The sequence below is a fragment of the Agrobacterium sp. ST15.16.055 genome, assembly GCF_027956555.1.
GTDB lineage: Bacteria > Pseudomonadota > Alphaproteobacteria > Rhizobiales > Rhizobiaceae > Agrobacterium > Agrobacterium salinitolerans.
Genome location: NZ_JAQKGN010000005.1, coordinates 233,956 through 260,048, shown reverse-complemented (window position 1 = coordinate 260,048; position 26,093 = coordinate 233,956). Strand labels below are relative to the sequence as shown.

The window sequence follows — 26,093 nt, the reverse complement described above, 5'->3', positions numbered from 1 at the left end:
CGCTTCGGCCGTTTCCGGTTCAAAGCTGGAATGACGGCGCCGAACCGTTTGGGGCAGCAAATGCGCTTCAGGACAGGCAGTCCTTCAGCGAGCCGGCAATGCCGCGCATCAGCTTGAAATAGAGGTCCGGGCCGGGTTCCAGTGTTGCAGCCTCCGGATCGAGCGTCGCCGATTTCGCGGCGGTGCCTTCGGTGATGACCGAAATCAGCTTCGGCTCGAATTGCGGTTCAGCGAAGACGCAGGTTGCGCCGAGTTGGCGAACCTTTTCCTGCATCTGTTTGACGCGGTCCGCCCCCGGCAGGGTTTCGGGGCTTACGGTGATCGATCCCGCCGTCTTCACGCCGTAACGATGCTCGAAATATTGATAGGCATCGTGGAAGACGATGAAGGGCTTGTCCTTCACCGGCTTGACCGTTTCCCTGAGTTCGGCATCGAGCGCATCTAGGTCGTCTATCAGTTTTTTGGTATTGGCCTGATAGGTCGCGGCATTGCCGGCATCGGCGGCGATCAGAGCGGTTTCTATCGTCTGCGCCATGGCCTTGGCATTGGCGGGGTCGAGCCAGAGATGGGTGTCATAAGCGCCGTGGTCATGGTCCCCGTGGCCCTCCGCATGGTCGTGTCCATGATCGTGTGCGCCTTCCTCTTCGGCGTGGCCGTTATGTGCATGATGGCCTTCGTCGCCATGGTCGTGTGCTTCAAAGGGGCCGCCTTCACGGAAGGGCAGCTTCTCGAGCCCCTTGGCGTCTTCCAGTTCAACCACGGTCGCCTTGCTGGCAAGCGCCTCCAGCGGCTTTTCCAGGAATGCTTCCAGTCCCGGCCCGACCCAGAAGACCACATCCGCCTTTTCCAGCTTGCGCGCGTTGGAAGGTCTGAGATTATAGGTATGCGGTGAGGCCGCGCCGTCGACGATGAGCTGCGGTTCGCCGACGCCCTGCATGATGGCGGCGACGAGAGAATGGACGGGCTTGATCGAGACCACGACATCGGGCGCGGCGGTGGCGCCTGAAGCGGCCGCCGCTATTGCCACGGATGCCATGAGCGGGACCAGGAACGATTTCATGAAATGCACTCCACTTGAACAAGTATAGTTATGTTATTACATTTATTGCGTAACTCTATAACGTATGCAATAGCGGTAGGCAACATCGCCGAACGGACAATGCCATGCTTCATTCCGCCCGTAAGGGTAACGATACACTGGTTTCCCTTGCCAATGCCGGCGTGCAGCGCAACGGCCGATGGCTGGTGCGCGGCGTGGAGTTTTCCGTCAGCAAAGGCGAGATCGTCACGCTGATCGGCCCGAACGGTTCCGGCAAGTCAACGAGCGCGAAAATGGCAATCGGTGTGGTGAAGCCGACTGAGGGCGAGGTCTCGCGCATTGCCGGTCTGAGGGTCGGTTATGTGCCGCAGAAGCTTTCGGTTGATTGGACCATGCCGCTTTCGGTGCGCCGGCTGATGACGTTGACCGGGCCGCTGCCAGCCCGTGAAATCGACGCGGCGCTGAATGCGACTGGCATTGCGCATCTTGCCAATGCCGAGGTCCAGCACCTTTCCGGCGGCGAGTTCCAGCGCGCGCTTCTGGCTCGCGCCATCGCCCGCAAGCCCGATCTGCTGGTTCTTGACGAGCCCGTGCAGGGTGTTGATTTCTCCGGCGAGATAGCTCTCTATGATCTGATAAAAAATATCAGAAATTCAAATAATTGCGGAATTCTGTTAATCTCGCATGATCTGCATGTGGTGATGGCGGAGACCGATACCGTGATATGCCTGAACGGCCATGTCTGCTGCCGGGGCACGCCGCAGGCTGTGAGCCAGAGCCCGGAATATATGCGACTGTTCGGTGGCGCCGCGGCCAAGGCGCTTGCCGTCTACAGCCACCATCACGATCATACCCATTTGCCCGATGGCCGAGTGCAGCATGCGGATGGTTCGGTGACGGATCATTGCCACCCGGAGGATGGGCACCACCATATGCATGACCATGGCCACCATCACGACAACCATGACGAATGCGGCTGCGGCCATGAGCATGAACATGGGGGCCATACGCCTTCCAATGAGCGGCAGGGAGACCGCCATGTTTGACGATTTCTTCGTTCGCGCCATGGTCGCCGGTATCGGTGTTGCGCTGACTGCCGGTCCTCTCGGCTGTTTCGTCGTCTGGCGTCGCATGGCCTATTTCGGCGATACGATGGCCCATTCGGCGCTGCTCGGCGTCGCGCTGTCGCTGCTGTTGCAACTCAACCTCATCGTCAGCGTCTTTATGGTGGCGTCGGCCGTGTCGATCCTGCTTCTCTTCTTGCAACGGCGGCAGGCGCTTTCTTCCGACGCGCTGCTTGGCATCCTGTCCCATTCCGCGCTGGCGATCGGTCTCGTCATCGTCGCCTTCATGAGCTGGGTGCGCATCGATCTCGTCTCGTTCCTGTTCGGCGATATTCTCGCCGTCACCCGCAGCGATATCGCCCTGATATGGGGCGGCGGGCTGGTGGTCGTCATCTCCATGGTGTTCCTGTGGCGGTCGCTGCTTGCCTCCACCGTCAATACCGAACTGGCGGAAGCCGAGGGGCTGAACCCGGAGCGGGCGAAGCTGATCTTTACGCTCCTGATGGCGCTGGTGATCGCCATTGCCATGAAGGTGGTCGGCATCATGCTCATCACATCGCTGCTCATCATACCGGCGGCGACCGCCAGACGCTTTTCCGGCACACCGGAGGTGATGGCGGTTGTGGCTTCGCTGATCGGTGCGGTCGCCGTTGTCGGCGGCCTGTTCGGCTCGCTGACCTATGATACGCCGTCCGGCCCATCCATCGTGGTTGCCGCGGTGATCCTCTTCGTTATAAGCCTGTTGCCGGCGCCGGGTTTTTCCCGCGACGCGGATGAAGGAGGCAGATCATGAATGCTCAGACCCAGCAGAACCTCACCAAGAACCAGTCGCTGGTCATGAATGCCCTCTCAAACGCGCATCAGCCGCTGAGCGCCTATATGATCCTCGACAAGCTGCGCGACGAGGGGTTTCGTGCGCCGCTGCAGGTTTACCGGGCGCTGGAAAAGCTGGTGGAATTTGGTCTCGTGCACCGGCTCGAGAGCCTCAACGCCTTTGTCGCCTGCACCCATACGCAGGCGGAGTGCTGCTCGCAGCACCATGGCACGGTGGCTTTCGCCATCTGCGAGTCCTGCGGACAGGTGACGGAATTCCACGATCACGAAATCGACCACCGTCTCGAGCGCTGGGTGAAGGACAGCAAGTTCAAGGCGGAAAAGACCACCATTGAAATTCGGGGCCTCTGCGCCGCCTGCTCGGCTTAATCTCACGACGGGGCGGGCGTAGGCGCCCGCCGTTTCCTATCCCTCGATGATCGCCAGATCCTTCGAAAAACGTTTCCAGTTTTCGATGTATTTCTCCGCCGAGCGGCGAAGCCCCGCGACGGTGTCATCATCCAGCGTCCGGATGGCGCGCGCCGGCGAGCCCACAATCAGGGAATTGTCCGGAAATTCCTTGCCCTCCGTCACCAGCGCATTGGCGCCGACGAGGCAGTTGCGGCCGATCTTCGCGCCATTCAGGATCGTCGCGCCCATGCCGATGAGCGAATTGTCGCCAATGGTGCAGCCATGAACGATGGCATGGTGGCCGATGGTGCACATTTCGCCGATGACGGCGGGAAAACCGGGATCGCTATGCACCATCACGCCTTCCTGAATATTGGTGCCGCGCCCGATGCTGATCGGCTCGTTATCGCCGCGCAGCGTCGCGCCGAACCAGATGCCGACATCCTCGCCGAGCGTCACCGAACCGATGACATTGGCGTCGGGCGCTACCCAGTAGCGATCAGCCGCAGGGGTTTGCGGCATCCGGTCGGCGAGGCGGTAAAGTGGCATGGCGGTATCCTCCCTTTTGTTTTTTTGATGGCCTCAGGCAACCGTCACGGCAAGCGTGCCGACACCCTCGACGCCGCATTCGATGCGGTCGCCGCGCACGATCGGGCCGACGCCGGCCGGCGTGCCGGTCATGATGACGTCACCGGCGGCAAGCGTGAACAGCTTGGAGAGCTCGGCAATCACTTCCGGCACCTTCCAGATCATCTGGGCAAGGTCGCCCGTCTGCTTGCGTTCGCCATTGACGTCGAGCCAGATCGCGCCGGTGGCGGGATGGCCGATCCTGTCTGCGGGAACGATGGGGGAGACCGGTGCGGAATATTCGAAGGCCTTCGCGCCTTCCCAGGAGCGGCCCATCTTCTTCAGGCCGTCCTGCAGGTCGCGGCGGGTCATGTCGATACCGACGGCGTAACCCCAGACATGGTCCAGTGCCTCGGACGCCGGGATATCGGCGCCGCCGCTTTTCAGAACCACGACACATTCGACTTCGTAATGTACGTTCGATGACAGCGGCGGGTAGGGGAAGTCCTCACCGGCTGGCAGCAGATTGTCCGGGTTCTTCTGGAAATAAAAGGGCGGCTCGCGCGAGGGATCGTGGCCCATCTCAATGGCGTGATCGGCATAATTGCGGCCGACGCAATAGATCCGCCGTACGGGAAACAGGTCGCCCGTGCCTTCAACGGGCAGGAGAACGGGTTTGGGAGCGGGGATGACGGTGGCGGCCATGTGGATTTCCTGTCGTCTTTTTTGAGTGCAATTCTTGTCCCGCGATTCCGGGGCGATTTCCAGTTCAAAATGACCCTGCCTGCAAAACTGGCTTTTTACGGTCCTTTGTTGTAGAAGCCGGCGCAAAGAGGTTAATCCATGTACAGACAAGCGCTTGCAAGCGGCGAAAAAATCTTCGCCGTGGCCCCCATGATCGACTGGACCGATACGAGGTGCAGATTTCTGCACCGGCAATTGTCGAAGCGCGCTTTGCTGTTTACCGAAATGATCGTTGCCGACGCCATCATCCATGGCCAGCGTGAGAGGTTGCTCGGTTACCACCAGCAGGAACATCCCGTGGCCTTGCAGCTCGGCGGTTCTGATCCCGCCAAGCTTGCCGAGGCGGTGCGGATCGCCGGCGATTACGGTTATGACGAGATCAATCTCAATGTCGGCTGTCCTTCGGACCGCGTGCAATCCGGCACCTTCGGCGCCTGCCTGATGCGTGAGCCTGACGTCGTTGCGCAATGTATTTCCGCGATGAAGGCGGTTGCTGCTGTGCCCGTCACGGTCAAATGCCGGATCGGCGTTGATGACCAGGAGCCCGAAACCGTCTTGCCGGATTTTCTGGCGCGGGTGGTTGCTGCCGGTGCGGATGCGGTGTGGGTTCATGCGCGCAAAGCCTGGCTTCAGGGGCTTTCGCCGAAGGAAAACCGCGAGGTGCCGCCGCTTGATTATGATCTCGTCTATCGGATGAAGCGGGAAAATCCTGACGTCTTCATCGGCATCAATGGTGGTATTTCCGATCTCGATCAGGCGAGCGAGCACCTGAAACATATGGACGGCGTGATGCTCGGCCGCGCCGCCTATCACAACACCTCAATCCTTGCCGATGTCGATCATCGCATTCATGGCGGGGAAGCCCTCCAATATGACTGGATGGCTTTGCGGGACACGATGATGGACTACGCTGCCGATTATATTGCCACAGGTGGACGTCTCAATCACGTTACCCGACACATGGTCGGCCTGTTTCAGGGCATGCCGGGCGCGCGCCGTTTCCGGCAAATCCTCTCCAGCGATGCCACCCGGCCGGGCGCTGGGCCAGAGGTGATCGAGGCCGCTTTTGCCGCCATCGATTTCAACCCCACAAAAGAACTGGCGGGCTGAGGGGGCTCAGACCGCTTTTTGCAACTCCTGCGCACCCACGGGTGCATTGACCTTGCCGCCGGTGATGAAGAAGGCGAAGACGTCACGCGGGGTCTTTTCGACCGACCGCTCAGGCGCAATCAGCGGCAGATCGTCAGGCACGCCGCCCGCCGCATAGGTCTTGACCCGTTTGGCCCAGTCGCTGATCCCGGTCTGCGGATAACAGGTCTTGATATCGTCCTCGCCCTTCTGCAGGCGGCAATAGACGAAATCGGCGGTCACGTCCGGCAGCATCGGATAATCATGATGATCGGCGCAGACGACCGCGACCTTGTGTTTGGCGATGAGATCGATGAATTCCGGGACCTGGAATGTTTCGTTGCGGACCTCCACCACATGCCGCAGGGAGATACCGTCCTGTTTTTCCGGCAACAGCGCCAGAAACGCACCGAAATCATCCGCATCGAATTTCTTCGTGGGCGCAAACTGCCAGAGGATCGGGCCGAGATGGGCGCCGAGTTCCGTCAACCCTTGAGTCAAAAACTTCGTCATGGATTCACCGGCCTCGGCCAGAACCCTGCGATTGGTGACGAAGCGGCTTGCCTTCAGCGAGAAGACGAAATCCTCCGGCACTTCGGAAGCCCATTTGGCGAAGGTCTCCGGCTTCTGGCTGCTGTAATAGGTGCCGTTCACCTCAATGGCCGTAAGCTGCCGGCTGGCGTGCTCCAGCTGGCGCTTCTTCGGCAATTTTTCGGGATAAAACGTGCCTTCCCAGGGCTCGAAGGTCCAGCCGCCGATACCGGTGCGAATCGTGCCTGATGTCGACATGTGTTATTCCTCCTCCGGCCTTCGGCCTTTCGTACCCTTGCGACGAAAGCTGCGGATTACTCCGCAGCCTCCCGTTTTCCGGCTGGCCGGCGCTCCAGAAGCTCCTTCAGGAAATGACCGGTATAGGAACGCTCGACCTTCACAATGTCCTCCGGCGTGCCGGTCGCCACCACTTCGCCGCCGCCCGTGCCGCCTTCAGGCCCGATATCGATGATCCAGTCCGCCGTCTTGATGACTTCGAGATTGTGCTCGATCACCACGACGGAATTGCCCTGTTCGACCAACGCATGCAGCATTTCCAGCAGCTTGTTGACATCGTGGAAATGCAGGCCGGTCGTCGGCTCGTCGAGAATATAGAGCGTACGGCCCGTCGAGCGTTTCGACAGTTCCTTGGCGAGCTTCACGCGCTGCGCCTCGCCGCCGGAGAGCGTATTGGCCTGCTGGCCGACCTTGATGTAACCGAGGCCGACATCAAACAGCGATTGCAGCTTGTCGCGCACCGCCGGAACCGCCGCGAAGAACTCCACACCTTCCTCGACCGTCATATCCAGGACATCGGCGATGGACTTGCCCTTGAAGGTGACATCCAGCGTCTCGCGATTGTAGCGCTTGCCGTGGCAGACGTCGCAGGTGACGTAGACGTCGGGCAGGAAGTGCATCTCGATCTTGATGACGCCATCGCCCTGGCAGGCCTCGCATCGTCCGCCCTTGACGTTGAAGGAGAAGCGGCCGGGCGCATAACCGCGCGCTTTTGCTTCCGGCAGGCCGGCGAACCAGTCGCGGATCGGCGTGAAGGCGCCGGTATAGGTGGCCGGGTTGGAACGCGGTGTGCGGCCAATGGGCGACTGGTCGATATCGATCACCTTGTCGATGAATTCGAAACCGTCGATGCGGTCGTGCTCGGCCGGGATTTCGCGCGCGCCCATCACCCGGCGCGCCGCGGATTTGTAAAGCGTCTCGATCAGGAAGGTGGACTTGCCGCCGCCGGATACGCCTGTCACCGCGGTGAAGACGCCGAGCGGAACGGCCGCCGTGACATTCTGGAGATTGTTCCCGCGGGCGCCAAAAACCTTGATCTCGCGACCCTTTTTCGGCTTGCGGCGTTCGGCCGGCACGGCAACGCCGAGTTCGCCGGAGAGGTATTTGCCGGTCAGCGATTTCGGATTGGCCATCACGTCCTGCGGCGTGCCTTCCGCTATCACCTGACCACCGTGAATGCCGGCGGCCGGGCCGATATCGACCACATAATCCGCCGTCAGAATGGCGTCTTCGTCATGTTCGACAACGATGACAGTATTGCCGATATCGCGCAGGTGCTTGAGCGTCTCGAGCAGGCGGGCATTGTCACGCTGGTGCAAGCCTATCGAAGGCTCGTCGAGAACATAGAGAACGCCTGTCAGCCCCGAGCCGATCTGTGAGGCGAGACGGATACGCTGGCTTTCACCGCCGGAAAGCGTGCCTGAATTGCGCGACAGGCTGAGATAATCCAGCCCGACATCGTTGAGGAACCGCAGGCGTTCGCGGATTTCCTTGAGAATACGGACTGCGATTTCATTTTGCTTGGCGTTGAGACTTTCCGGCAGCACCTCGAACCAGTCGCGTGCCTTGCGGATCGACATTTCGGTAACTTCACCGATGTGCAGCTTGTTGATCTTGACGGCGAGCGCTTCCGGCTTCAGGCGATAACCGGCGCAGGCCGGGCAGGGGGCCGCCGACATGTAACGTTCGATTTCCTCGCGCGCCCAGGCGCTGTCCGTCTCTTTCCAGCGACGTTCCAGATTGGGCACGATGCCTTCGAAATTCTTCACCGTCTTGTAGGAGCGGGCGCCGTCCTGATAGTTGAATTCGATCTTGTCATCGGTGCCCTGCAGGATGGCGTGCTGCGCTTCTTTCGACAGGTCCGACCATTTGCTCGACAGCTTGAAGCCGAAAGTCTTGCCGAGCGCTTCCAGTGTCTGGTTGTAATAGGGTGAGGAGGATTTGGCCCAGGGCGCTATCGCGCCGTCGCGCAGCGTACGGGCCGGCTCCGGTACGATGAGGTTTTCATCGACCTTCTGCTGCGAGCCGAGACCGTCGCAGCTGGGACAAGCGCCGAAGGGATTGTTGAAGGAGAACAGCCGCGGCTCGATTTCCGGAATGGTGAAACCGGAAACAGGGCAGGCGAATTTTTCCGAAAACAGCACCCGTTCATGGGTCTCGTTGAGCGACTTGTTGGCGGAGCCACCAGCGGCGGTTTCTTCCGGCGGCAGAGGTTTGTCGGCGAATTCGGCGATTGCCAGCCCGTCGGCGAGCTTGAGGCAGGTCTCGAGACTGTCGGCAAGGCGTGCGGCCATATCCGGGCGAACGACGGCGCGGTCGACCACCACGTCGATATCGTGCTTGTATTTCTTGTCGAGGGCAGGAACGTCTGCGATCTCGTAGAACTGGCCATCCACCTTGACGCGCTGGAAGCCCTTTTTCATCAGCTCGGCGAGTTCTTTCTTGTACTCGCCTTTGCGGCCGCGCACGATCGGCGCAAGAATATAAAGACGCGTGCCTTCCTCGAAAGCGAGGATGCGGTCGACCATCTGGCTGACCGTCTGGCTCTCGATCGGCAGGCCGGTCGCCGGCGAATAGGGCACACCGACGCGGGCGAACAGCAGGCGCATATAGTCATAGATTTCGGTGACCGTGCCGACCGTGGAACGCGGATTGCGCGACGTTGTCTTTTGCTCGATGGAGATTGCCGGCGACAGGCCGTCGATCTGGTCGACATCCGGCTTCTGCATCATTTCCAGGAACTGGCGCGCATAGGCCGAAAGGCTTTCGACATAACGGCGCTGACCCTCGGCATAGATCGTATCGAAGGCAAGCGACGACTTGCCCGAACCGGAAAGGCCGGTCATGACGATCAGCTTGTTGCGCGGCAGATCCAGATCGATGCCCTTGAGGTTGTGCTCGCGGGCGCCACGGATGGAAATCGTCTTCAGTTCACTCATGACAAGGCTCGGACAAAAATAACAGGCTTGATGGCAACGCGTCCTTATGTAGTGACGCAGCCGGATGTGTCGAGGTCTATTCCCAATCGGTCGCAGCTTTTCGGAATGCTTGACTCGAAATCTGCGATTTAATAGAACAAAAAAGGAACGAATTGCAAGCGCGAATGTCTGCTCCCGCAGCTTAAGATTATTCTTTGTGGATAGTTCCCCGGCTGCGGTGCCCTTTGCGGGCGGCGGCAGCTATTGTGTGGCGAATTTTTTGAAATGCAATTGCCGGTCATGATGGCCGGCGGACAGGATGACGAGATGGCTGGTAGCGTAAACAAGGTAATTCTGATCGGAAACGTGGGCGCCGATCCCGAAATCCGCCGGACGCAGGATGGCCGCCCCATCGCCAATCTGCGCATTGCCACTTCGGAGACCTGGCGGGACCGTAACAGCGGCGAGCGCCGCGAGAAGACCGAATGGCACACCGTCGTCGTCTTCAACGAAGGCCTTTGCAAGGTGGTCGAGCAATATGTCAAGAAGGGCGCCAAGCTCTATATTGAAGGCCAGTTGCAGACGCGCAAATGGCAGGACCAGACCGGTAACGACCGTTACTCCACCGAAATCGTGCTTCAGGGCTTCAATTCCACGCTGACGATGCTTGATGGTCGCGGCGAGGGCGGTGGCCGCAGCGGCGGCGGCGATTTCGGCGGCGGCAATGATTATGGCAGCGGCGGTGGTTCCGGTTACAGCGGCAGCGGCGGCTACGACCAGCAGTCGTCACCCCGCGGCGGCTCTTCCCGTGGCGGCGGCCAGCCTTCCGGTGGATTCTCCAACGATATGGATGACGATATCCCGTTCTGAGCGGAAGCTCGCAGATTGTGGAAGGCGGGCGTAGCAAGGCTGCGGCCCGCCTTTAATTTTAGATCGGCTCAGGCCGCCACCTTGTCCGCCAGCATCGCAACCATGACATCCGATTGCGACACGATGCCCACCATCTTTCCCTTGGCGTCGATAACCGGCAGGTAATGTAGACCTTCCTCCGCAAAACGGATGATGGCCTCCTCGATCGAGGTTTCAGGCTGCACGGTTTTTACCGGGGAGGTCATGATGTCCTTGACGGTATCGTTGGGGGCGCTTGCGCCTGATAGAATCCGGCGCAGCCGCTGCAGGAAGCCGATGGAGGGGCGACCGTTTCTCCAGCTTGCCTTCTCCAGGAAATCGGTCTGGGTAACGATGCCGAGGATTTCGGCCTTATCATTGGTGACGGGCAGTGCCTTGAAATGGTGGCTGCGCATCAACGCATGGGCGTGGCGCAGGCTGTCATCGGGGGCGACACCGATCACATCCCGCGACATGACACTGGCGCAATCGAGATGCAGCGCGCGGCGGCGGTAAGAGCGCAGTTCGGTCTTGCGCAGGATGGCTTCGAGCTCGTCCCGGTCAATATCGAGAAACTCGTCATATTCCTTCAGCACCTCATCGAGATCGCTGGAGGAAAAGCCGATTTTCTGGATAGGGGTGGGATCGGTGGTGCCATGGGCGGCCTTTCCAGACTTCAGGCCGTGGGGATAAGTGCGGCCGGTGGCATTGTTATAGACGAGCGCGAGTGCCAGAAGGATCAGTGAGTTTCCGGCGACCGGCCAGAGCAGGAAGTCATAACCGAGGCTGTGTACGGCGGGGCCGCCGAGAACGGCCGTCAACGCGACGGCACCGCTTGGCGGATGCAGGCAGCGCAGCGCCATCATGGCGGCAATGGCAAGGCTGACGGCGAGCGCGCTGGCGAGGAATGGATCCGGCACCAGTAGCGCTGCGGTTACACCCACGAAAGCCGATACGAGATTGCCGCACAGGATCGACCAGGGTTGCGCCAGCGGGCTGGAGGGCACGGCGAATAAAAGCACGGCCGAGGCGCCCATCGGTGCGATCATGGCGGGCAGGGTGGGATCGAAATGCAGAGCCAAACTGCCGAGAAGCCCAGTCAGCAGAATGCCTAAAAAGGCGCCGCTTGCGGAGCGCAGCCTTTCCCTGTTGCTGACGGGGGCGGCATCCGGGATGAGGCGGCGCAGCGTGGAGCGCATGAGAACAACTTTCGAGACCGGAAAAGATGCGCGTCTTTTAGCCGAAATGCCGGCCGGATTTAAAGCGCGGATTTTCCGGAGTTATAACCGCATACGGGATTTTGTTGCGCGGACATGGGATCGCACCGAAGATCAGAAATCGAAGGCTGATTTTATGCCGTCGACCACGAATTGCACCGATAGTGCCGCCAGCAGCACGCCGAGCAGCCGGGTGAGGATCGCACGGCCGGTATTGCCGAGAAAGCGGTCCATGCGTTCCGAGACGATCAGGGCTGCATAAACGAGGGCCATGGCGAAAGCGAGGATCAGGATGAGCACCACCATCTCGACCGTGGTCTTCATCGATCCGGCTAGCAGCACGGTGGCTGAAATCGCGCCCGGCCCGGCGATCAGGGGCAGCGCCAGCGGAAAGACCGCCAGATTGTGAAGCTGGTCCCTGGTGATGGCGATTTCGGAAGTCTTTTCCTTGCGCTCCTGGCGTTTTTCGAAAATCATCTCGAAGGAAATCCAGAACAGCAGAAGGCCACCGGCGATGCGGAAGGCGCCGAGCGAGATGCCGAGAAGATTGAGGATCGCGAGGCCGAAAAGCGCGAAGACGGCGAGAATGCCGAAGGCGATGATGGAGCCGCGCAGCGCCACCTGGCTGCGCTGGTCGCGCGTCATGCCGACGGTGAGCGCCAGGAAAACGGGTGCGAGACCCGGTGGATCGAGTGTGACCAGAAGTGTGGTGAGCGCATTGATGAGCGTTTCGCTGCTGGCCATTCTTTCCCCGCTTATTGCCTTTTTGCATATGACCCTACGCAAGTCGTGGCTGCTTTGAAAGGGAACGGACCCACTTTTGCCGGGCTAAATCGTGAAAAGCGGCGTTCGTCTTGCAAATGACGCAAAAGCCTGTTCAAAACTCGCCGGGAAATTGGCTTAACGTTGCTGTTTCCGCTATAAAAATCCATCCGATTCTTAACAGAGAATGTGATCCGTTTTGACTGACCAGAGCCCCCCCGGCGGCGGAAAACTTCCGCCAGGCATTGAACCGATTTCCATCATGGAGGAAATGCAGCGGTCGTATCTCGATTACGCCATGAGCGTTATCGTGTCCCGCGCGCTTCCCGATGTGCGAGACGGCCTGAAGCCGGTCCATCGTCGTATCCTCTACGGCATGTCCGAACTCGGCATCGACTGGAACAAAAAATACGTCAAATGCGCCCGCGTTACCGGGGACGTGATGGGTAAATTCCATCCGCACGGCAATTCGGCGATCTACGACGCTTTGGCGCGCATGGCGCAAGACTGGTCGCTCCGCCTGCCGTTGATCGACGGGCAGGGCAATTTCGGCTCCATCGACGGCGATCCGCCGGCGGCAGAACGTTATACCGAATGCCGTCTGGACAAGGCCGCGCATTCGCTGCTCGACGATCTCGACAAGGAAACGGTCGATTTCCGCGATAACTATGACGGCACGCTGCAGGAGCCGGTGGTCATTCCGGCCAAGTTCCCGAATCTGCTGGTCAACGGTGCAGGCGGCATCGCCGTCGGCATGGCCACCAATATTCCGCCGCACAATCTTTCTGAGGTTATCGACGGCTGTATCGCTCTCATCGAAAATCCGGCGATTGAGCTGCCGGAACTGATGCAGATCATTCCCGGCCCGGATTTCCCGACCGGCGCGCTGATCATGGGCAGGTCCGGCATCCGCTCGGCTTACGAGACGGGTCGCGGATCGGTCATCATGCGCGGCCGCGCCACCATCGAACCGATGCGCGGCGACCGCGAGCAGATCATCATCACCGAGGTTCCCTATCAGGTGAACAAGGCGTCGATGATCGAAAAGATGGCCGAACTGGTCAAGGAAAAGCGCATCGAGGGCATTTCCGACCTGCGCGACGAGTCCGACCGCCAGGGCTACCGCGTGGTCGTCGAGCTGAAGCGCGATGCCAATGCCGATGTCATCCTGAACCAGCTTTACCGTTACACGCCGCTGCAGACCTCCTTCGGCTGCAACATGGTGGCGCTGAACGGCGGCAAGCCGGAGCAGATGACACTGCTCGACATGCTGCGCGCTTTCGTTTCGTTCCGCGAGGATGTCGTCAGCCGCCGCACCAAATATCTGCTGCGCAAGGCGCGTGAGCGCGCGCATGTGTTGGTCGGTCTGGCGATTGCGGTCGCCAATATCGACGAGGTCATCCGCGTCATTCGCCATGCGCCCGATCCCGCTTCGGCCCGCGAAGAGCTGATGACGCGGCGCTGGCCGGCGCAGGATGTGGAAAGCCTGATCCGTCTGATCGACGATCCGCGCCACCGCATCAATGAAGACGGCACCTACAATCTCTCGGAAGAGCAGGCGCGCGCCATTCTCGAACTTCGCCTTGCCCGCCTCACAGCGCTCGGCCGCGATGAAATCGGCGACGAACTGAACAAGATCGGCGCTGAAATATCCGAATATCTGGAAATCCTGTCGTCGCGCCTGCGCATCCAGCAGATCGTCAAGGACGAGCTTGTCGCCGTCCGTGACGAGTTCGGCACGCCGCGCCGTTCCGAGATTGTCGAGGGCGGCCCAGATATGGACGATGAAGACCTCATCGCCCGCGAGGACATGGTCGTCACCGTTTCGCATCTCGGCTACATCAAGCGCGTGCCGCTGACCACATATCGGGCGCAGCGTCGCGGCGGTAAGGGCCGGTCCGGCATGGCGACGCGCGACGAGGATTTCGTCAACCGTCTCTTCGTTGCCAATACCCATACGCCTGTCCTGTTCTTCTCCTCGCGTGGCATCGTCTACAAGGAAAAGGTCTGGCGTCTGCCGATCGGCACGCCGCAGTCCAAGGGCAAGGCCCTCATCAACATGCTGCCGCTGGAGCCCGGCGAGCGCATCACCACCATCATGCCGTTGCCCGAGGACGAAACGACCTGGGAAACGCTGGATGTAATGTTCTCGACGACGCGTGGCACGGTTCGCCGCAACAAGCTCGGCGATTTCGTACAGGTCAACCGCAATGGCAAGATCGCCATGAAGCTGGACGAGGAGGGCGATGAAATCCTCTCCGTCGAAACCTGTACGGACCGCGACGACGTGTTGCTGACGACCGCGCTCGGCCAGTGCATCCGCTTCCCCGTGGACGATGTGCGCGTCTTTGCCGGCCGCAACTCCGTCGGTGTGCGCGGCATCAACATGGCCGAGGGCGACCGCATCATCTCCATGACCATTGTGGGCCATGTGGAAGCTGAACCGTGGGAGCGCGCGGCCTATCTGAAGCGTTCGGCTACCGAGCGGCGTGCCGCAGGCGTTGATGAGGACGATATTGCGCTCGTCGGCGAGGAAGTTACGGAAGAGGGTGAACTCAGCGAAGAGCGTTATCAGGAACTGAAGGCACGCGAAGAATTCGTGCTGACGGTTTCCGTGAAGGGCTTCGGCAAGCGTTCCTCTTCTTACGACTTCCGCACCTCGGGTCGCGGCGGCAAGGGCATCCGCGCCACCGATACGGCAAAGACCAACGAGATCGGCGAACTCGTCGCTGCCTTCCCGGTGGAGGAGGGCGACCAGATCATGCTGGTTTCCGATGGCGGTCAGCTCATCCGCGTTCCGGTCAACGGAATCCGCATCGCCAGCCGCGCCACCAAGGGCGTGACTATTTTCTCGACCGCCAAGGATGAGAAGGTGGTTTCCGTGGAGCGTATCAACGAGCCGGAAGGCGACGACGAAGCGGAAAACGGCAATGGCGAAGACGCCGCCGCCGATCTGCCTGATACGCTGGAGGCGCCGGAAAGCGAGGCGTAAGCCGCCTCGTTATCTTCGGTTACCAATCAAGAAAAACCCCGCGGCGCTCAGGCTCCGCGGGGTTTTTTGCTTGCGTCTTGTCGACTGCGTTTGATTTTCAGCGGATCCGAATATGCACCGGTGCGCGGCCCGAGCGGCTTGCGACGTGAAGGTGGATTCTTGCTTCCGGCTGATTGGAGCGCCAGGCGCGGGCGCCATGCGACAGAAGCAGCGCCACGAGATCGCGCGTCTTCGCCTTGGAACGGTTAAGACCGAGATCGGCGATACGCATCGCCGCCTCGTGAATGGGATGCAGAACCGACAGGTTGCCATGCCCGTTGCCAGACGCAATGTCCGAATAATTCTCGTTGACTGCCATCTTGGAAAGCCTCGCTACACATTACAAATTTCGAGGAGACGGGCGATGTTTCGAGCGTGAACCACCGCCTGCGAAAACGTCTGTTACTGGAGTGACGCCCAGCAGCTGACGCCTTTCTTTTTCAATGCATTGCATGCATTCACTGCGGCGTTCTGGCCATCGAAGCCGCCGAAACGGGCGCGGTAGATCTGGGAGCCGTCCTTGTTGAAGGCAACCGTGAAGGGCTTTGCGGAGCGCAGCGCCGCACCGCCTTTTTCCTGCGCGTTGTGCAACAGGCCGCGCGCGGAGTTCTCGTCGGGAGATGCTCCGATCTGGATCACCCAGCTTCCCTGCGGAATTTCCGACCTGGCCGAAACTGAAGGGGCGGAGACGACAGGTGTCGTAGTGGACGCGGTGACGATATTATCCACCTTGGTCGAGTTGGTGATCAGCTTACGGTCCGGCGCGGAAGGCGCACGAGCAATCGGGTCCTTGCCCTTCTGCCAGGTTGCGGCTTCCATCGCCTTGACGGCCGCATTGGAAGAGGAGCCTGCAAAAGCGGTAACCGGCGCTTCCTCGTAACGGGCCTGCGGGACTGGACCGGAATTGGGCAGGCCGGCTGCCGTTGCAGCAACCGCCACGGAAGGAACGGCAGCGGCTACGGGCTCTTCGACCGGTGCGGAGCGGGTTTGCGCGATCAGGTTGCTGTTGCCGCCACGCGATGCCTGCGGCAGGTATGTTGCGACAAGCTTGCGCATGGTGGCGTCACGGGCAGCGCTGGAGCGACCGCCGAGAACGACGGCGACGATAGAACGTCCGTCAAGCTGAGCCGATGTGGCAAGGTTGCTGCCGGCTGCACGGGTATAACCGGTCTTGATGCCATCCACACCCTTCACGGTTCCGACAAGGCGGTTATGGTTGCCGATAACCTGCTTGCCGAAGTTGAAGGTACGGGTGGAGAAGTAGCCGTAATATTGCGGGAAATGCTGGCGAAGCGCGATACCGAGACGGGCCTGGTCGCGTGCCGTTGTCATCTGCGCCGTGTTGGGCAGGCCGTTGGCGTTGCGATAGGTCGTGCGGGTCATGCCGAGCGCTCGGGCCTTGGCGGTCATCATTCTGGCGAAACGGTCTTCCGAGCCGCCGAGATATTCGCCGAGCGCGGTTGCCATGTCATTTGCGGACCGGGTGACGAGTGCAAGGATGGCCTGTTCCACGGTGATGCTGCCGCCGGCGCGTACGCCGAGCTTGGACGGCGGCTCCTTGGCGGCGTTGGCTGACACCGGCACCTTCGAATCGAGCGAGATACGTCCGGTATTGAGCGCCTCGAATGTCAGATAAAGCGTCATCATCTTTGTCAGCGACGCCGGATAACGCAGCCCGTCCGGATCCTCGCCATAAAGAACCTTGCCGGTCTTGGCATCGATGACGATGCCCGCATATTTCGGATCGGCCTTTGCGGTTTGAACGGATGTTGCGGTTATGAACGCCGCAGCAAGGGTTAACGCAATAAACCTCACAAAAGACGTCGCACCCGCTTTGCGCGAATGTGCCCCGGATAGACTTTTCAACACTGCTGAACTCTTCAATCGCATATTTCTGTTCCGCTCGGACACGCCCCGCCCGATGCTCCGAGACAAAACTTTATCGGGTTGGCGTTACCAAGTGGTTTATGAAAGGTATCCGCCTTCCATAAAATGCGACTTTTCGCACCCAATCTGTGCCGTGCTGTTTCACCGATTTCCGTCTTTTACGAGGCGGCGCTCGATATAGTTTTTCACCTCCGCATCCAGCTTTTGCCATTGGGGCAGCAGGGCGGAGGAGAAACGGTAGAACAGGCTCAGGTCCTGTCCGGCGTGAATATCCCTCTGACAATCGCTGCCGGTGGCCGCCTGCGGCGTTTGCGGCAGCAGGCAGCGCACCACATAGACGCTTTTGCCATCGCGATCGCCGGTCAATATGACTTCCTTGCCATAGCCGGAATCGGTCCGCAGACGGTGCAGCAGCAGGCCGTGCTTCAACGGCATCGGCTCTCCCTCCGTCAGCCGCGAATAGATCGGCCCGAAACGACCGGACATGTCCTCGGACATGGTGCTTTGTGAAAGCTGGATGAAAATCAGACCTGCCGCCTGCGCCGGATCGTCGAAAACAGCGCGATTCGCTTCCTCATACCCCTTGAGATCAGGCCAGCTTAGATAAAGGTCGACGCGCTCCCGTTCTCCGCCGATGCGCTCGGAAGGCGCCCGCAGGGTGTTTTTGGCAAGCCTCAGCCGGTCGTTGCCGATGACGATCTCGACCTCTTCGGTGTCCGTCGTCTGGCCGGCCTGAAGAATCCGCTCGCCATACCATTTGATGCCGACATTTAGGACGCCGAGAAAGACGAGCAGAATTGCGGTGATAAGGACGGACCGCAGCATGAGTGATGATGACAGCAGAGGTTTCTGGTCGTTCATGGGCTTCCACATTCATTCCGGCCGCTGGATGCGTTTCCCGCCGGGAAATAGGGGTGCAAAGCTTTAACCCGAGGCGATCGGCATTGAAATGATGTTTTGCCGCTGCTACCTGAGAACAACCAAGCAAAGGACGGCATATGGCAGCGCGCGACAGATATTCCCGGAAGCTCGAATGTTCCAAATGTGGTCATCAGGGTTTTGCCGAAGCGTCGGAATCGGATGACAAGAGCCGCCGGGACGTCGATTTTCGCATCGATGAAATGCCGCGCGGATTTCGCGCGGAGCGCGTCTCGGGCGATCCGACGGATTTCATGATCCGCTGCGCCCAGTGCGGCAATATATTCCGTTTCTTGCAGAAAACCGCCTATGCGCCCGGAGGCGAGCCGCGCGTGAAGGCCTGAAGGAAAGGTGCCAGCATGACCTTACCACAACAACCGAACGGAGCGCCGCAAAGGCGCAAGCCGATCTGGCCGTGGATCGTGCTGCTGGTGCTGACGCTCTCAGCCATTTATTCCTATAATCGCGCCAACGAAATCATCACCGAGTTGTCCGATAGCTTGCCGCCGGCGTTGCTAAATCTGTTCGAGGATATTTTTCGAGGTGACAGCCGGCACGGCAATGGCGGGCCGAGCATCGGCGTCTGAGACGATGGCGGTTATCGCCCGCTGGCCTTTCGGTCACGCTTCTTTTTTTTGTGGTCATAATAGAAAAAAAGCCCCGCAAAGAGGCGGGGCAGGTTGATCGCTCGGGGAAAGTTGGGCAATGCCCGGGAGCGATGGCCTGATATAAATGACAATAGTGCTGACGCGATAGGCCATTTCCGTCTCAAACAGTACGCCTATGCATAAATTTCACCCAATTTGCGGATTTTTGAACGATAAGTTGGCCGAATCTGTAAGACAACTTGACAGACTTTCACTTTGTTCTTTGCGTTGCCCAGAATTGCACATATTCGGCTTTAAGATAACGTGACATGAGCAAACGCATGGACAAATCGGGAATCCTCTTTGTGGCGCTTTTGCTGGCGCTTGTGGCAATCGTTTTAAGCCTGACGCTATTCGATACGGCTCAGCAGGCGCCGTCGATACCTTCAGGTGACGGATCCCTGTTGCCGCCGGCAACGACACCGGGGCAATGATCTGCCAACCACGAAAGAAGAGCGACGCCGCTCGACCGGTCGGGATTGACGACCTTTTTCAAACCGCTATAAAGCCTCACCACCGATGGATGGGTGTCCGAGTGGTTTAAGGAACCGGTCTTGAAAACCGGCGTGCGTGAGAGCGTACCGTGGGTTCGAATCCCACCCCATCTGCCATCAAGCTTTAAAATCATTCGAACAATGCTGCGGTGAGGGATGCTTCGATCCCGCTTCCTGGCTTTGGAATGGCTGGAAAACAGCGCGAGCGGGAATCCCGCTGTGCAGCGGGTTCCATTTTGTCGATGCAATCATATTTCCGGGCAGCCCCGCTCATTGGCGAAGGTGATGCGATCCGGTCCCCGGCGCGTGAAGCCTTCTACGACGACACGACCCGGGGTGACGCGCACGACCTCGGGATCGCGCAGGCCGGCCTCACGGGCGGCGGCGCGGGCTTCGCGTTCGCTGCAGCCACGCATGCGAGGCGGGCCGCGGCGGTCTACGTCCCGTTCACGATCGCGGATGATGGGGCGAACGCCATCGGGGCCGATTCTGAGTTCCATGTCCTGCGCACCTGCGGGGATCGGCGCGGCGAAGGATACCAAGGCGATGCCCATCGCAAGAGCTGTGGTTTTCATTGGCTTGATCATGTTTCCTCCCTCAGCCGAAACCGGCGGAAAGCTCGTTCTTTGCGGGGAGAGAACGCGGTTGCCCTCCGTTTGTTCCTTGCGGAAGCGGTGAGCGGGAGATGTTGAGGCGGGTAAATCCGGCCCGATGGGTGGGCTCAAAAGATAGAAATCATTAACCACGTTCGTTACAATTTTATCGAATTTGCAGAAGTCGTTCGCATTTTCGCCACGTTATGCACAAGATTAAGCGACTGTTAGGTGCTTCGATGGCAGGGGCAAATAATCGAGGCAAGTGAGGGTGCGGTTCTCCGAGCCAATAGCAGCGTGGGGCAGACGATTTGAATTCTACGGTCAAGAAACTCGGCATCAACGCCAGGTCGGGCGTGAAGTGGCTTGCAATTTCCGTGCTTTGCGCCGCAACCGCATCGTGTTCCACGACATCCGAGACCAAGCCTAAGCCCAAGCGCAGCAAGGAATATTTTTCCGAATCCGAATATGGCGTCAAAGCCAGTCCGCGTGTGGCCGATGGCAAGACCATTCCCAAGGGCGGCGGGCGCGAGCTGATCGGCAATGCCTATACCGTCAAGGGCCGCCGTTATTTCCCCAAGGAAGAACCGGGTTACAACAAGACCGGCCTTGCCTCCTGGTATGGTTCCGCCTTCCATGGTCGCCTGACCGCCAATGGCGAAGTCTACGACAAAGAACATCTTTCTGCCGCACATCCGACATTTCCCCTGCCGAGCTACGCGCGCGTCACCAATATGGACAATGGCGCGTCGGTTCTGGTGCGCGTCAACGATCGCGGACCGTTCCACGAAGGCCGCCTGATCGACGTTTCAAGCAAGACGGCCGATCTTCTCGACATGAAGACCACTGGCACGGCCAATGTGCGGGTACAATACGCCGGACGTGCGCCGCTCGATGGTCACGACATGCCTTATCTGATGGCATCTTATATTCCGAAGGGCTCTCGCTCACCGGGTGTGGCGCCGGAAGGGCAGATCGCGACAGGCGTGATGGTGGCTTCAGCCTCGCCGAATTTCGTTCCGGCTCCGGCGTCCAACCCGAATTATGGCGGCTCGACCCAGACAGCGCTTGTCGGCTCCAGGAAGAATGCAGCGCTGCAGGCCATGCCGCTGGTCAATGGTTCGGCAACGGCTTTCGAACAGTTCGCGATCCTGCCGGAAATCGGTCCTTTCCTGGCCGAACGTCCGGAAGGCAATTTCATGCGTGAACCGGCGGCGCCCGGCGGCAATTATCTGCGTGTGCCGACGCCTTCCTCCAAATTTGCGGCGGCCTATTCCGAAGAATCGGCTACGGTCTCTAGGACCGCGAGCGCCTTCGACAGCGTGCTCGTCGACCGTGGCGCACTTAACGAGCAATCGATACTCGCCCATGTGAAACGTCAGCAGGCGAAGTCGCGCTGACGAATTGAAGGATACGGCCGGCCTTTTGCCTTTGTCGCGGGCAGCCGGTTACGGCAGGCAGGACTGGGCGGTTTCATGCGCAAGGCCATTCATCGCTCCTATTGTTCGCTCCTGGCAGCGGCAGCGTTTGCGCTTTTCAGTGCAAGCCCGGCACAATCGCAGACCGGCCCCTTCATCGCCAAGGCGGAACAGGCCTATATGATCGATGCCGAAACAGGCACGGTGCTTCTTTCGCAAAATGAGGATCAGCCTTTTCCGCCCGCATCGCTCGCCAAGCTGATGACGGTGGAAGTGGTGCTGGATGCGCTGTCAAAGGGGCAGGTGACGGCAGAGACGGCTTATCCCGTCTCGGAATATGCCTGGCGCACGGGCGGCGCGCCTTCACGCACCTCGACGATGTTCGCGGCGCTGAAATCCTCGGTCAGCATCAACGATCTCTTGACTGGGATCATCGTTCAGAACGCCAATGACGGCTGTATCGTCGTCGCCGAAGGCATGGCAGGTTCGGATGCCGCTTTCGCCAAACGCATGACGGTGCGGGCGGACGAACTGGGCATGAGCCGCAGCACCTTTACCAATTCGACCGGGCTTCCCGACCCCGGCAACCGGACGAGTGCGAGGGATATGGTGCGCCTTGCCCAGCATCTGCATGACACCTATCCCGACCGTTACGGGCTTTTCACCAAGCCGGATTTCGAATGGAACCGGATTTTCCAGCGCAACAAGAATACGCTCCTGATGCCCGGGAGCGGTATCGACGGTCTCGGTCTCGGTTTTGCGGAAGGTAGCGGTTTTGCGGCTGTCGTTTCGGCCGAGCGGGGAGGCCGCCGGGTCTATCTGGCGCTTGGCGGCATCGCGGACGACAAGACGCGGCAGGAAGAGGCCCGCCGGGTGGTGGACTGGGGCCTGACCGCCTTTGAAAAACGCCATCTCTTCAGCAGGGACGAAGCCGTCGGGTCTGTCAGCGTTTATGGCGGCGATGTTTCGCATATCGATCTTTCGCCGAAGGAAGATGTGAGCGTGCTTGTGCCGGTCAATAATCCGGACCGTATTTCCGGCCGAATCGTCTATCGCTGGCCCCTGAATGCGCCGCTGGACGTCGGTGCAAATGCCGGAACGCTTAAGATTTTCTCGGGCGAGCGCCTGTTGCGGGAAGTGCCGCTTTATACGAAGGCGGCGGTCGGCAAGGGGTCGCTCACCCAGAATGCGACAGGCGCGCTGAAGGAACTGCTGCTGTTCTGGCTCTGAAAGCCTGTTGCACGGGCGGCCTTGTTCCTATGCTTTTGTTCAGGCATCGGATTTTCTGAAAAGCGCTTCACACTTTTCGGTTCGATGCTGTAAACAGGCATTTCAACATTGACGTGAATTCCTCGCAGGACGTGACATTGGCCGAAAAGACCGGATTGTTTATCAGCTTCGAAGGCGGCGAAGGCGCGGGCAAGTCGACGCAGATTCGCACGCTTGCCGAGGCGCTTCGCGGCCGTGGTTTCGAGGTGGTCGTGACGCGTGAGCCGGGCGGCTCGCCGGGTGCGGAGGCCGTTCGGCATGTTCTGCTCTCGGGTGCGGCAGAGTCCTTCGGGGTGCGCATGGAAGCAATCCTGTTTGCGGCGGCGCGCAACGACCATGTCGAAGAGGTCATTCGTCCGGCGCTTGCGCGCGGCGAGATCGTGCTCTGCGACCGCTTTCTTGATTCCTCGCGTGTCTATCAGGGCACGACCGGCAATCTGGAGCCTGATTTCATCGAGACGCTGCAACGGATAGCCATCGATGGCGTCGTGCCGGAGTTGACGCTGATCTTCGATATCGCCGCCGAAAAGGGGCTCGCCCGCGCCAGAAAACGGGCGGATGAGGGTGCTACGCCGGATCGGTTCGAAAAAGAGGAAATCGAGACCCACGAGAAGCGTCGTGAGGCCTATCTGGATATTGCGCTCGCCGAGCCGCGTCGTTGCCGGATCGTGAACGCCGACCAGCCGCAGGAAAAGGTGACGGAGGATGTCATGTCCTTTGTCGAGCCGTTGCTCGAGCGTGCGGGAAAAGCTGCGGACGCCGCGCATGAGTGAGGTTCAGGGCGTTCTCGACGGCGCGATTGCGCCGCAGCAGAACACGAGGCTTTTCGGGCACGAGGAGGCGGAGGCCTTTCTTGCGCAATCCTATCGCTCCGGCAAAGGCCATCACGCCATTCTGATCGAGGGACCGGAGGGGATCGGCAAGGCGACGCTCGCTTTTCGTTTCGCCAATCATGTGCTGACCCATCCCGATCCCGCATCCGCGCCGGATTTCCTTGCCGATCCCGATCCGCAATCACTGGTCAGCCGGCAGATCACCGCCGGCGCCTCGCACAATCTGCTGCATCTGACCCGTCCTGTGGACGAAAAGACGGGCCGTGTGAAATCCGCCATTACGGTGGACGAGGTGCGGCGGGCAGGGCACTTCTTTTCGCAGACATCCGGCACGGGCAACTGGCGCATCGTCATCATCGATCCTGCCGACGATCTTAACCGGAACGCCGCCAATGCCATCCTGAAAATACTGGAGGAGCCACCGAAGCGGGCGATGTTCCTCGTGCTTTCGCATGCACCGGGAAAATTGCTGCCGACCATCCGTTCGCGCTGCATGCCGCTCCGGCTCGTGCCGCTTTCCGATGCGGCGATGGTGCAAGCGCTCGATCAACTCGACATCAGCCCCGAAGGTGAGAAACGCGACGCTCTGCTTGCCGCCGCCAAGGGCAGCGTGGCGCAGGCGCTGAAACTGATGAATTATGGCGGTTCCGACATTGTCGAGGTCTTTGCCGAAGTGATGACTGCCGAAGGGCCGGGCGCGCGCAAGCGCATGCACAAGCTTGCCGAGGTTCTGGCGCAGAAAGATGGCGACATCGTTCTCGGATTCTTCATGGAGCATGTGACGGAAGAGCTGATGGCGCGAGCGCGGGCGGCGGCAATGGCGGGTGACATTGCGGCGGCAGAAAAACATGCCCGGCTTTCCTCGACGCTTTCGGAGCGCATCACTGTGGCGCAGGCCTATAATCTCGACAAGAAGCAGATGGTGCTTTCCATTCTGGAAGATATTCGTTCGGTTTAGGCGCCGGGATATGAATCATACCCGAAATGGGGAAGTTGTTGTTTCGCTGCTGCGAACAATGGTTTAAGAGCGGTCTATCCAAAAAACAGCCTGTAAAGTCGATAGACCGTCATGACAGACAAGACACCGTTCTACATCACCACCGCGATCTCCTATCCCAACGGCAAGCCGCATATCGGCCATGCCTATGAGTTGATTGCGACGGACGCCATGGCACGCTTTCAGCGCCTGGACGGAATGGATGTTTTCTTCCTGACCGGCACCGACGAACATGGCCAGAAGATGCAGCAGACGGCGCGGGCGGAAGGTATTTCGCCGGAAGATCTCGCCCAGCGCAACTCCGACCAGTTCCGCGAGATGGGCAAGCTGCTCAACGCCTCGAATGACGATTTCATCCGCACCACGGAAGAGCGTCACCACGAGACCTCGCGCAATATCTGGAACCTGATGGCCGAGAGCGGCGACATCTACAAGGACAGCTATGCCGGCTGGTACTCGGTGCGCGACGAGGCCTATTACGCCGAGGACGAGACGGAAGTGCGCGCCGATGGCGTCCGTTACGGGCCACAGGGCACGCCGGTCGAATGGGTGGAAGAGGAAAGCTACTTCTTCAAGCTCTCCGAATATCAGGATAAACTCCTGAAGCTCTACGAGGAGAACCCTAACTTCATCGGTCCGGCCGAGCGTCGCAACGAGATCATTTCGTTCGTGAAATCCGGTCTTAAGGACCTGTCGATTTCCCGCACCACCTTTGACTGGGGCATCAAGGTTCCTAACGATCCGAAGCACGTCATGTATGTCTGGGTCGATGCGCTGACCAACTACATCACCGCGACCGGTTACATCGAGGATAAAAACGGCCCGCGTGCGAAATATTGGCCCGCCGACGTGCATATCATAGGCAAGGACATCATCCGTTTCCACGCGGTCTATTGGCCGGCCTTTCTGATGAGCGCCAAGCTGCCGCTGCCCAAGCGGGTCTATGCGCATGGCTTCCTGCTCAACAAGGGCGAGAAGATGTCGAAGTCGCTCGGCAACGTCGTCGATCCAGCCAATCTGGTAAACCATTTCGGTCTCGATCAGGTCCGTTATTTCTTCCTGCGCGAAGTCTCCTTCGGCCAGGACGGCAGCTATAGCGAAGAGGGCATCGCCACCCGTATCAATGCCGATCTTGCCAATGGCATCGGCAATCTCGCCAGCCGTTCACTCTCGATGATTGTCAAGAATTGCGACGGCCAGATCCCGACGCCCGGTGAGTTCACCGAAGAAGACAAGGCGATGCTTGGCTCCGCCGATGGGCTGCTTGAGATTTGCCGCGAGGAGATGGGTAAACAGCTCATCCACCGTGCGCTTGCGGCCATCATCGCCGTCGTCTCGGAAACCGACCGCTATTTCGCCTCGCAGGAGCCGTGGGCGCTGAAAAAGACCGACCCTGAGCGCATGGGCACCGTGCTTTACGTTACGGCGGAAGTGGTGCGCCAGATCGGCATTCTCCTGCAGCCCTTCATGCCGGAATCCAGCGAGAAGCTGCTCGATCTCGTCGCTGCGCCTGCCGATAAACGTGATTTCGCTGCTTTGGGCGAAGCAGGCCGTCTGGTTCCGGGCACGCCGCTGGAAGCACCGAAGCCGGTTTTCCCGCGTTATGTCGCGCCGGAAGCTTGAAGGC

At 59.8% G+C, this 26,093-nt stretch carries 25 protein-coding genes and 1 tRNA gene; 15 read left to right on the top strand and 11 right to left on the bottom strand.

The window, feature by feature from the left end; translation table 11 throughout:
* Nucleotides 1–67: 67 nt before the first annotated feature.
* Entirely contained in the window at nt 68–1,060 is a 993-nt protein-coding gene (gene znuA, locus PL599_RS10960) for a zinc ABC transporter substrate-binding protein ZnuA (protein ID WP_269823921.1), read from the bottom strand.
* 104 nt (nt 1,061–1,164) lie between these two features.
* Here znuA and znuC point away from each other — a divergent pair, with 104 nt between their 5' ends.
* The 3 genes from znuC to zur are packed head-to-tail and all read left to right on the top strand — an operon-like array spanning nt 1,165 to nt 3,306.
* Nucleotides 1,165–2,085, top strand: a complete 921-nt coding sequence (znuC, locus tag PL599_RS10955; protein ID WP_269823922.1) for a zinc ABC transporter ATP-binding protein ZnuC — start codon at nt 1,165–1,167, stop codon at nt 2,083–2,085.
* Nucleotides 2,078–2,896 (top strand): zinc ABC transporter permease subunit ZnuB, encoded by an 819-nt coding sequence (znuB, locus tag PL599_RS10950; protein WP_191218276.1) that lies wholly within the window; start codon nt 2,078–2,080, stop codon nt 2,894–2,896. The genes znuC and znuB overlap by 8 nt, the downstream gene beginning before the upstream one ends.
* A complete protein-coding gene (gene zur, locus PL599_RS10945) occupies nt 2,893–3,306 on the top strand; it encodes a zinc uptake transcriptional repressor Zur (RefSeq protein WP_077982278.1) in 414 nt (137 codons plus the stop codon). Before znuB ends, zur begins: the two co-directional genes overlap by 4 nt.
* Before the next feature lie 36 nt (nt 3,307–3,342).
* Here the strand turns inward: zur and PL599_RS10940 are convergent, their stop codons facing one another.
* Together PL599_RS10940 and PL599_RS10935 are read right to left on the bottom strand one after the other, a co-directional pair.
* On the bottom strand, nt 3,343–3,876 hold the full coding sequence (locus PL599_RS10940) for a gamma carbonic anhydrase family protein (protein WP_173989101.1): 534 nt from the start codon (nt 3,874–3,876) through the stop codon (nt 3,343–3,345).
* A gap of 33 nt (nt 3,877–3,909) precedes the next feature.
* Nucleotides 3,910–4,599: a fumarylacetoacetate hydrolase family protein gene (locus tag PL599_RS10935; protein WP_269823923.1), complete on the bottom strand. Its 690-nt coding sequence runs from the start codon at nt 4,597–4,599 to the stop codon at nt 3,910–3,912.
* A gap of 138 nt (nt 4,600–4,737) precedes the next feature.
* Here PL599_RS10935 and dusA point away from each other — a divergent pair, with 138 nt between their 5' ends.
* Nucleotides 4,738–5,748, top strand: a complete 1,011-nt coding sequence (gene dusA / locus PL599_RS10930; RefSeq protein ID WP_271359057.1) for a tRNA dihydrouridine(20/20a) synthase DusA — start codon at nt 4,738–4,740, stop codon at nt 5,746–5,748.
* Nucleotides 5,749–5,754: 6 nt separating this feature from the next.
* On the opposite strand, the gene PL599_RS10925 is transcribed toward dusA, so the two are convergent.
* A complete protein-coding gene (locus PL599_RS10925; RefSeq protein WP_191218279.1) occupies nt 5,755–6,555 on the bottom strand; it encodes a DUF72 domain-containing protein in 801 nt (266 codons plus the stop codon).
* Between the two features lie 56 nt (nt 6,556–6,611).
* Nucleotides 6,612–9,533, bottom strand: a complete 2,922-nt coding sequence (gene uvrA, locus PL599_RS10920; protein ID WP_269823925.1) for an excinuclease ABC subunit UvrA — start codon at nt 9,531–9,533, stop codon at nt 6,612–6,614.
* A gap of 264 nt (nt 9,534–9,797) precedes the next feature.
* Here uvrA and PL599_RS10915 point away from each other — a divergent pair, with 264 nt between their 5' ends.
* Nucleotides 9,798–10,382, top strand: a complete 585-nt coding sequence (locus PL599_RS10915; protein WP_269823926.1) for a single-stranded DNA-binding protein — start codon at nt 9,798–9,800, stop codon at nt 10,380–10,382.
* Between the two features lie 68 nt (nt 10,383–10,450).
* Here the strand turns inward: PL599_RS10915 and PL599_RS10910 are convergent, their stop codons facing one another.
* Nucleotides 10,451–11,599, bottom strand: coding sequence for a CBS domain-containing protein (locus PL599_RS10910; protein WP_271359056.1), 1,149 nt, complete (start codon nt 11,597–11,599; stop codon nt 10,451–10,453).
* Between the two features lie 132 nt (nt 11,600–11,731).
* On the bottom strand, nt 11,732–12,361 hold the full coding sequence (locus tag PL599_RS10905) for a MarC family protein (RefSeq protein WP_080790741.1): 630 nt from the start codon (nt 12,359–12,361) through the stop codon (nt 11,732–11,734).
* A gap of 217 nt (nt 12,362–12,578) precedes the next feature.
* Between PL599_RS10905 and gyrA the strand changes: the two genes are divergently transcribed.
* Nucleotides 12,579–15,371, top strand: coding sequence for a DNA gyrase subunit A (gyrA, locus tag PL599_RS10900; protein WP_077982286.1), 2,793 nt, complete (start codon nt 12,579–12,581; stop codon nt 15,369–15,371).
* A 97-nt stretch (nt 15,372–15,468) separates the two neighbouring features.
* On the opposite strand, the gene PL599_RS10895 is transcribed toward gyrA, so the two are convergent.
* From PL599_RS10895 to PL599_RS10885, 3 genes are all read right to left on the bottom strand, one after another.
* Complete coding sequence (locus PL599_RS10895; protein WP_269823928.1) at nt 15,469–15,729, bottom strand: hypothetical protein; 261 nt, start codon at nt 15,727–15,729, stop codon at nt 15,469–15,471.
* 83 nt (nt 15,730–15,812) lie between these two features.
* Nucleotides 15,813–17,300 (bottom strand): D-alanyl-D-alanine carboxypeptidase, encoded by a 1,488-nt coding sequence (locus PL599_RS10890; RefSeq protein WP_269823929.1) that lies wholly within the window; start codon nt 17,298–17,300, stop codon nt 15,813–15,815.
* A 138-nt stretch (nt 17,301–17,438) separates the two neighbouring features.
* Nucleotides 17,439–18,158, bottom strand: coding sequence for a hypothetical protein (locus PL599_RS10885; RefSeq protein WP_269823930.1), 720 nt, complete (start codon nt 18,156–18,158; stop codon nt 17,439–17,441).
* 137 nt (nt 18,159–18,295) lie between these two features.
* On the opposite strand from PL599_RS10885, the gene PL599_RS10880 reads away from it, so the two are divergent.
* The 4 genes from PL599_RS10880 (at nt 18,296) to PL599_RS10865 (ending at nt 19,473) form a co-directional block, all read left to right on the top strand.
* On the top strand, nt 18,296–18,559 hold the full coding sequence (locus PL599_RS10880) for a hypothetical protein (protein WP_003502742.1): 264 nt from the start codon (nt 18,296–18,298) through the stop codon (nt 18,557–18,559).
* A gap of 15 nt (nt 18,560–18,574) precedes the next feature.
* Nucleotides 18,575–18,802, top strand: coding sequence for a hypothetical protein (locus PL599_RS10875; protein WP_269823931.1), 228 nt, complete (start codon nt 18,575–18,577; stop codon nt 18,800–18,802).
* Nucleotides 18,803–19,131: 329 nt separating this feature from the next.
* Nucleotides 19,132–19,296, top strand: a complete 165-nt coding sequence (locus PL599_RS10870) for a hypothetical protein (protein ID WP_077982291.1) — start codon at nt 19,132–19,134, stop codon at nt 19,294–19,296.
* 87 nt (nt 19,297–19,383) lie between these two features.
* Nucleotides 19,384–19,473 (top strand) — tRNA-Ser (locus tag PL599_RS10865).
* 131 nt (nt 19,474–19,604) lie between these two features.
* On the opposite strand, the gene PL599_RS10860 is transcribed toward PL599_RS10865, so the two are convergent.
* On the bottom strand, nt 19,605–19,943 hold the full coding sequence (locus PL599_RS10860; RefSeq protein WP_269823932.1) for a hypothetical protein: 339 nt from the start codon (nt 19,941–19,943) through the stop codon (nt 19,605–19,607).
* A 317-nt stretch (nt 19,944–20,260) separates the two neighbouring features.
* Here PL599_RS10860 and PL599_RS10855 point away from each other — a divergent pair, with 317 nt between their 5' ends.
* The 5 genes from PL599_RS10855 to metG all read left to right on the top strand — a co-directional run bounded on the left by PL599_RS10855 (nt 20,261) and on the right by metG (nt 26,089).
* Complete coding sequence (locus PL599_RS10855) at nt 20,261–21,349, top strand: septal ring lytic transglycosylase RlpA family protein (protein ID WP_269823933.1); 1,089 nt, start codon at nt 20,261–20,263, stop codon at nt 21,347–21,349.
* 75 nt (nt 21,350–21,424) lie between these two features.
* A complete protein-coding gene (locus tag PL599_RS10850; RefSeq protein ID WP_077982293.1) occupies nt 21,425–22,597 on the top strand; it encodes a D-alanyl-D-alanine carboxypeptidase family protein in 1,173 nt (390 codons plus the stop codon).
* A gap of 137 nt (nt 22,598–22,734) precedes the next feature.
* Complete coding sequence (gene tmk / locus PL599_RS10845; RefSeq protein WP_137410305.1) at nt 22,735–23,409, top strand: dTMP kinase; 675 nt, start codon at nt 22,735–22,737, stop codon at nt 23,407–23,409.
* On the top strand, nt 23,402–24,427 hold the full coding sequence (locus tag PL599_RS10840; protein ID WP_269823934.1) for a DNA polymerase III subunit delta': 1,026 nt from the start codon (nt 23,402–23,404) through the stop codon (nt 24,425–24,427). The genes tmk and PL599_RS10840 overlap by 8 nt, the downstream gene beginning before the upstream one ends.
* Before the next feature lie 111 nt (nt 24,428–24,538).
* The gene (gene metG / locus PL599_RS10835) at nt 24,539–26,089 is read left to right on the top strand and encodes a methionine--tRNA ligase (RefSeq protein WP_269823935.1); all 1,551 of its coding nucleotides are present in this window, start codon (nt 24,539–24,541) and stop codon (nt 26,087–26,089) included.
* Nucleotides 26,090–26,093 lie beyond the last annotated feature (4 nt).

Excerpts from the sequence above, each read along its gene's own strand:
- metG (WP_269823935.1), top strand. The coding sequence starts at position 24,539 with ATGACAGACAAGACACCGTTCTACATCACCACCGCGATCTCCTATCCC.
- PL599_RS10885 (WP_269823930.1), bottom strand. The coding sequence starts at position 18,158 with ATGAACGACCAGAAACCTCTGCTGTCATCATCACTCATGCTGCGGTCC.
- PL599_RS10905 (WP_080790741.1), bottom strand. The coding sequence starts at position 12,361 with ATGGCCAGCAGCGAAACGCTCATCAATGCGCTCACCACACTTCTGGTC.
- PL599_RS10915 (WP_269823926.1), top strand. The coding sequence starts at position 9,798 with ATGCAATTGCCGGTCATGATGGCCGGCGGACAGGATGACGAGATGGCT.
- uvrA (WP_269823925.1), bottom strand. The coding sequence starts at position 9,533 with ATGAGTGAACTGAAGACGATTTCCATCCGTGGCGCCCGCGAGCACAAC.
- PL599_RS10880 (WP_003502742.1), top strand. The coding sequence starts at position 18,296 with ATGGCAGCGCGCGACAGATATTCCCGGAAGCTCGAATGTTCCAAATGT.
- PL599_RS10890 (WP_269823929.1), bottom strand. The coding sequence starts at position 17,300 with ATGCGATTGAAGAGTTCAGCAGTGTTGAAAAGTCTATCCGGGGCACAT.
- znuC (WP_269823922.1), top strand. The coding sequence starts at position 1,165 with ATGCTTCATTCCGCCCGTAAGGGTAACGATACACTGGTTTCCCTTGCC.
- PL599_RS10850 (WP_077982293.1), top strand. The coding sequence starts at position 21,425 with ATGCGCAAGGCCATTCATCGCTCCTATTGTTCGCTCCTGGCAGCGGCA.
- PL599_RS10840 (WP_269823934.1), top strand. The coding sequence starts at position 23,402 with ATGAGTGAGGTTCAGGGCGTTCTCGACGGCGCGATTGCGCCGCAGCAG.
- PL599_RS10895 (WP_269823928.1), bottom strand. The coding sequence starts at position 15,729 with ATGGCAGTCAACGAGAATTATTCGGACATTGCGTCTGGCAACGGGCAT.
- PL599_RS10910 (WP_271359056.1), bottom strand. The coding sequence starts at position 11,599 with ATGCGCTCCACGCTGCGCCGCCTCATCCCGGATGCCGCCCCCGTCAGC.
- PL599_RS10935 (WP_269823923.1), bottom strand. The coding sequence starts at position 4,599 with ATGGCCGCCACCGTCATCCCCGCTCCCAAACCCGTTCTCCTGCCCGTT.
- PL599_RS10860 (WP_269823932.1), bottom strand. The coding sequence starts at position 19,943 with ATGATCAAGCCAATGAAAACCACAGCTCTTGCGATGGGCATCGCCTTG.
- PL599_RS10940 (WP_173989101.1), bottom strand. The coding sequence starts at position 3,876 with ATGCCACTTTACCGCCTCGCCGACCGGATGCCGCAAACCCCTGCGGCT.
- zur (WP_077982278.1), top strand. The coding sequence starts at position 2,893 with ATGAATGCTCAGACCCAGCAGAACCTCACCAAGAACCAGTCGCTGGTC.
- PL599_RS10925 (WP_191218279.1), bottom strand. The coding sequence starts at position 6,555 with ATGTCGACATCAGGCACGATTCGCACCGGTATCGGCGGCTGGACCTTC.
- PL599_RS10875 (WP_269823931.1), top strand. The coding sequence starts at position 18,575 with ATGACCTTACCACAACAACCGAACGGAGCGCCGCAAAGGCGCAAGCCG.
- PL599_RS10870 (WP_077982291.1), top strand. The coding sequence starts at position 19,132 with ATGAGCAAACGCATGGACAAATCGGGAATCCTCTTTGTGGCGCTTTTG.
- dusA (WP_271359057.1), top strand. The coding sequence starts at position 4,738 with ATGTACAGACAAGCGCTTGCAAGCGGCGAAAAAATCTTCGCCGTGGCC.
- znuB (WP_191218276.1), top strand. The coding sequence starts at position 2,078 with ATGTTTGACGATTTCTTCGTTCGCGCCATGGTCGCCGGTATCGGTGTT.
- znuA (WP_269823921.1), bottom strand. The coding sequence starts at position 1,060 with ATGAAATCGTTCCTGGTCCCGCTCATGGCATCCGTGGCAATAGCGGCG.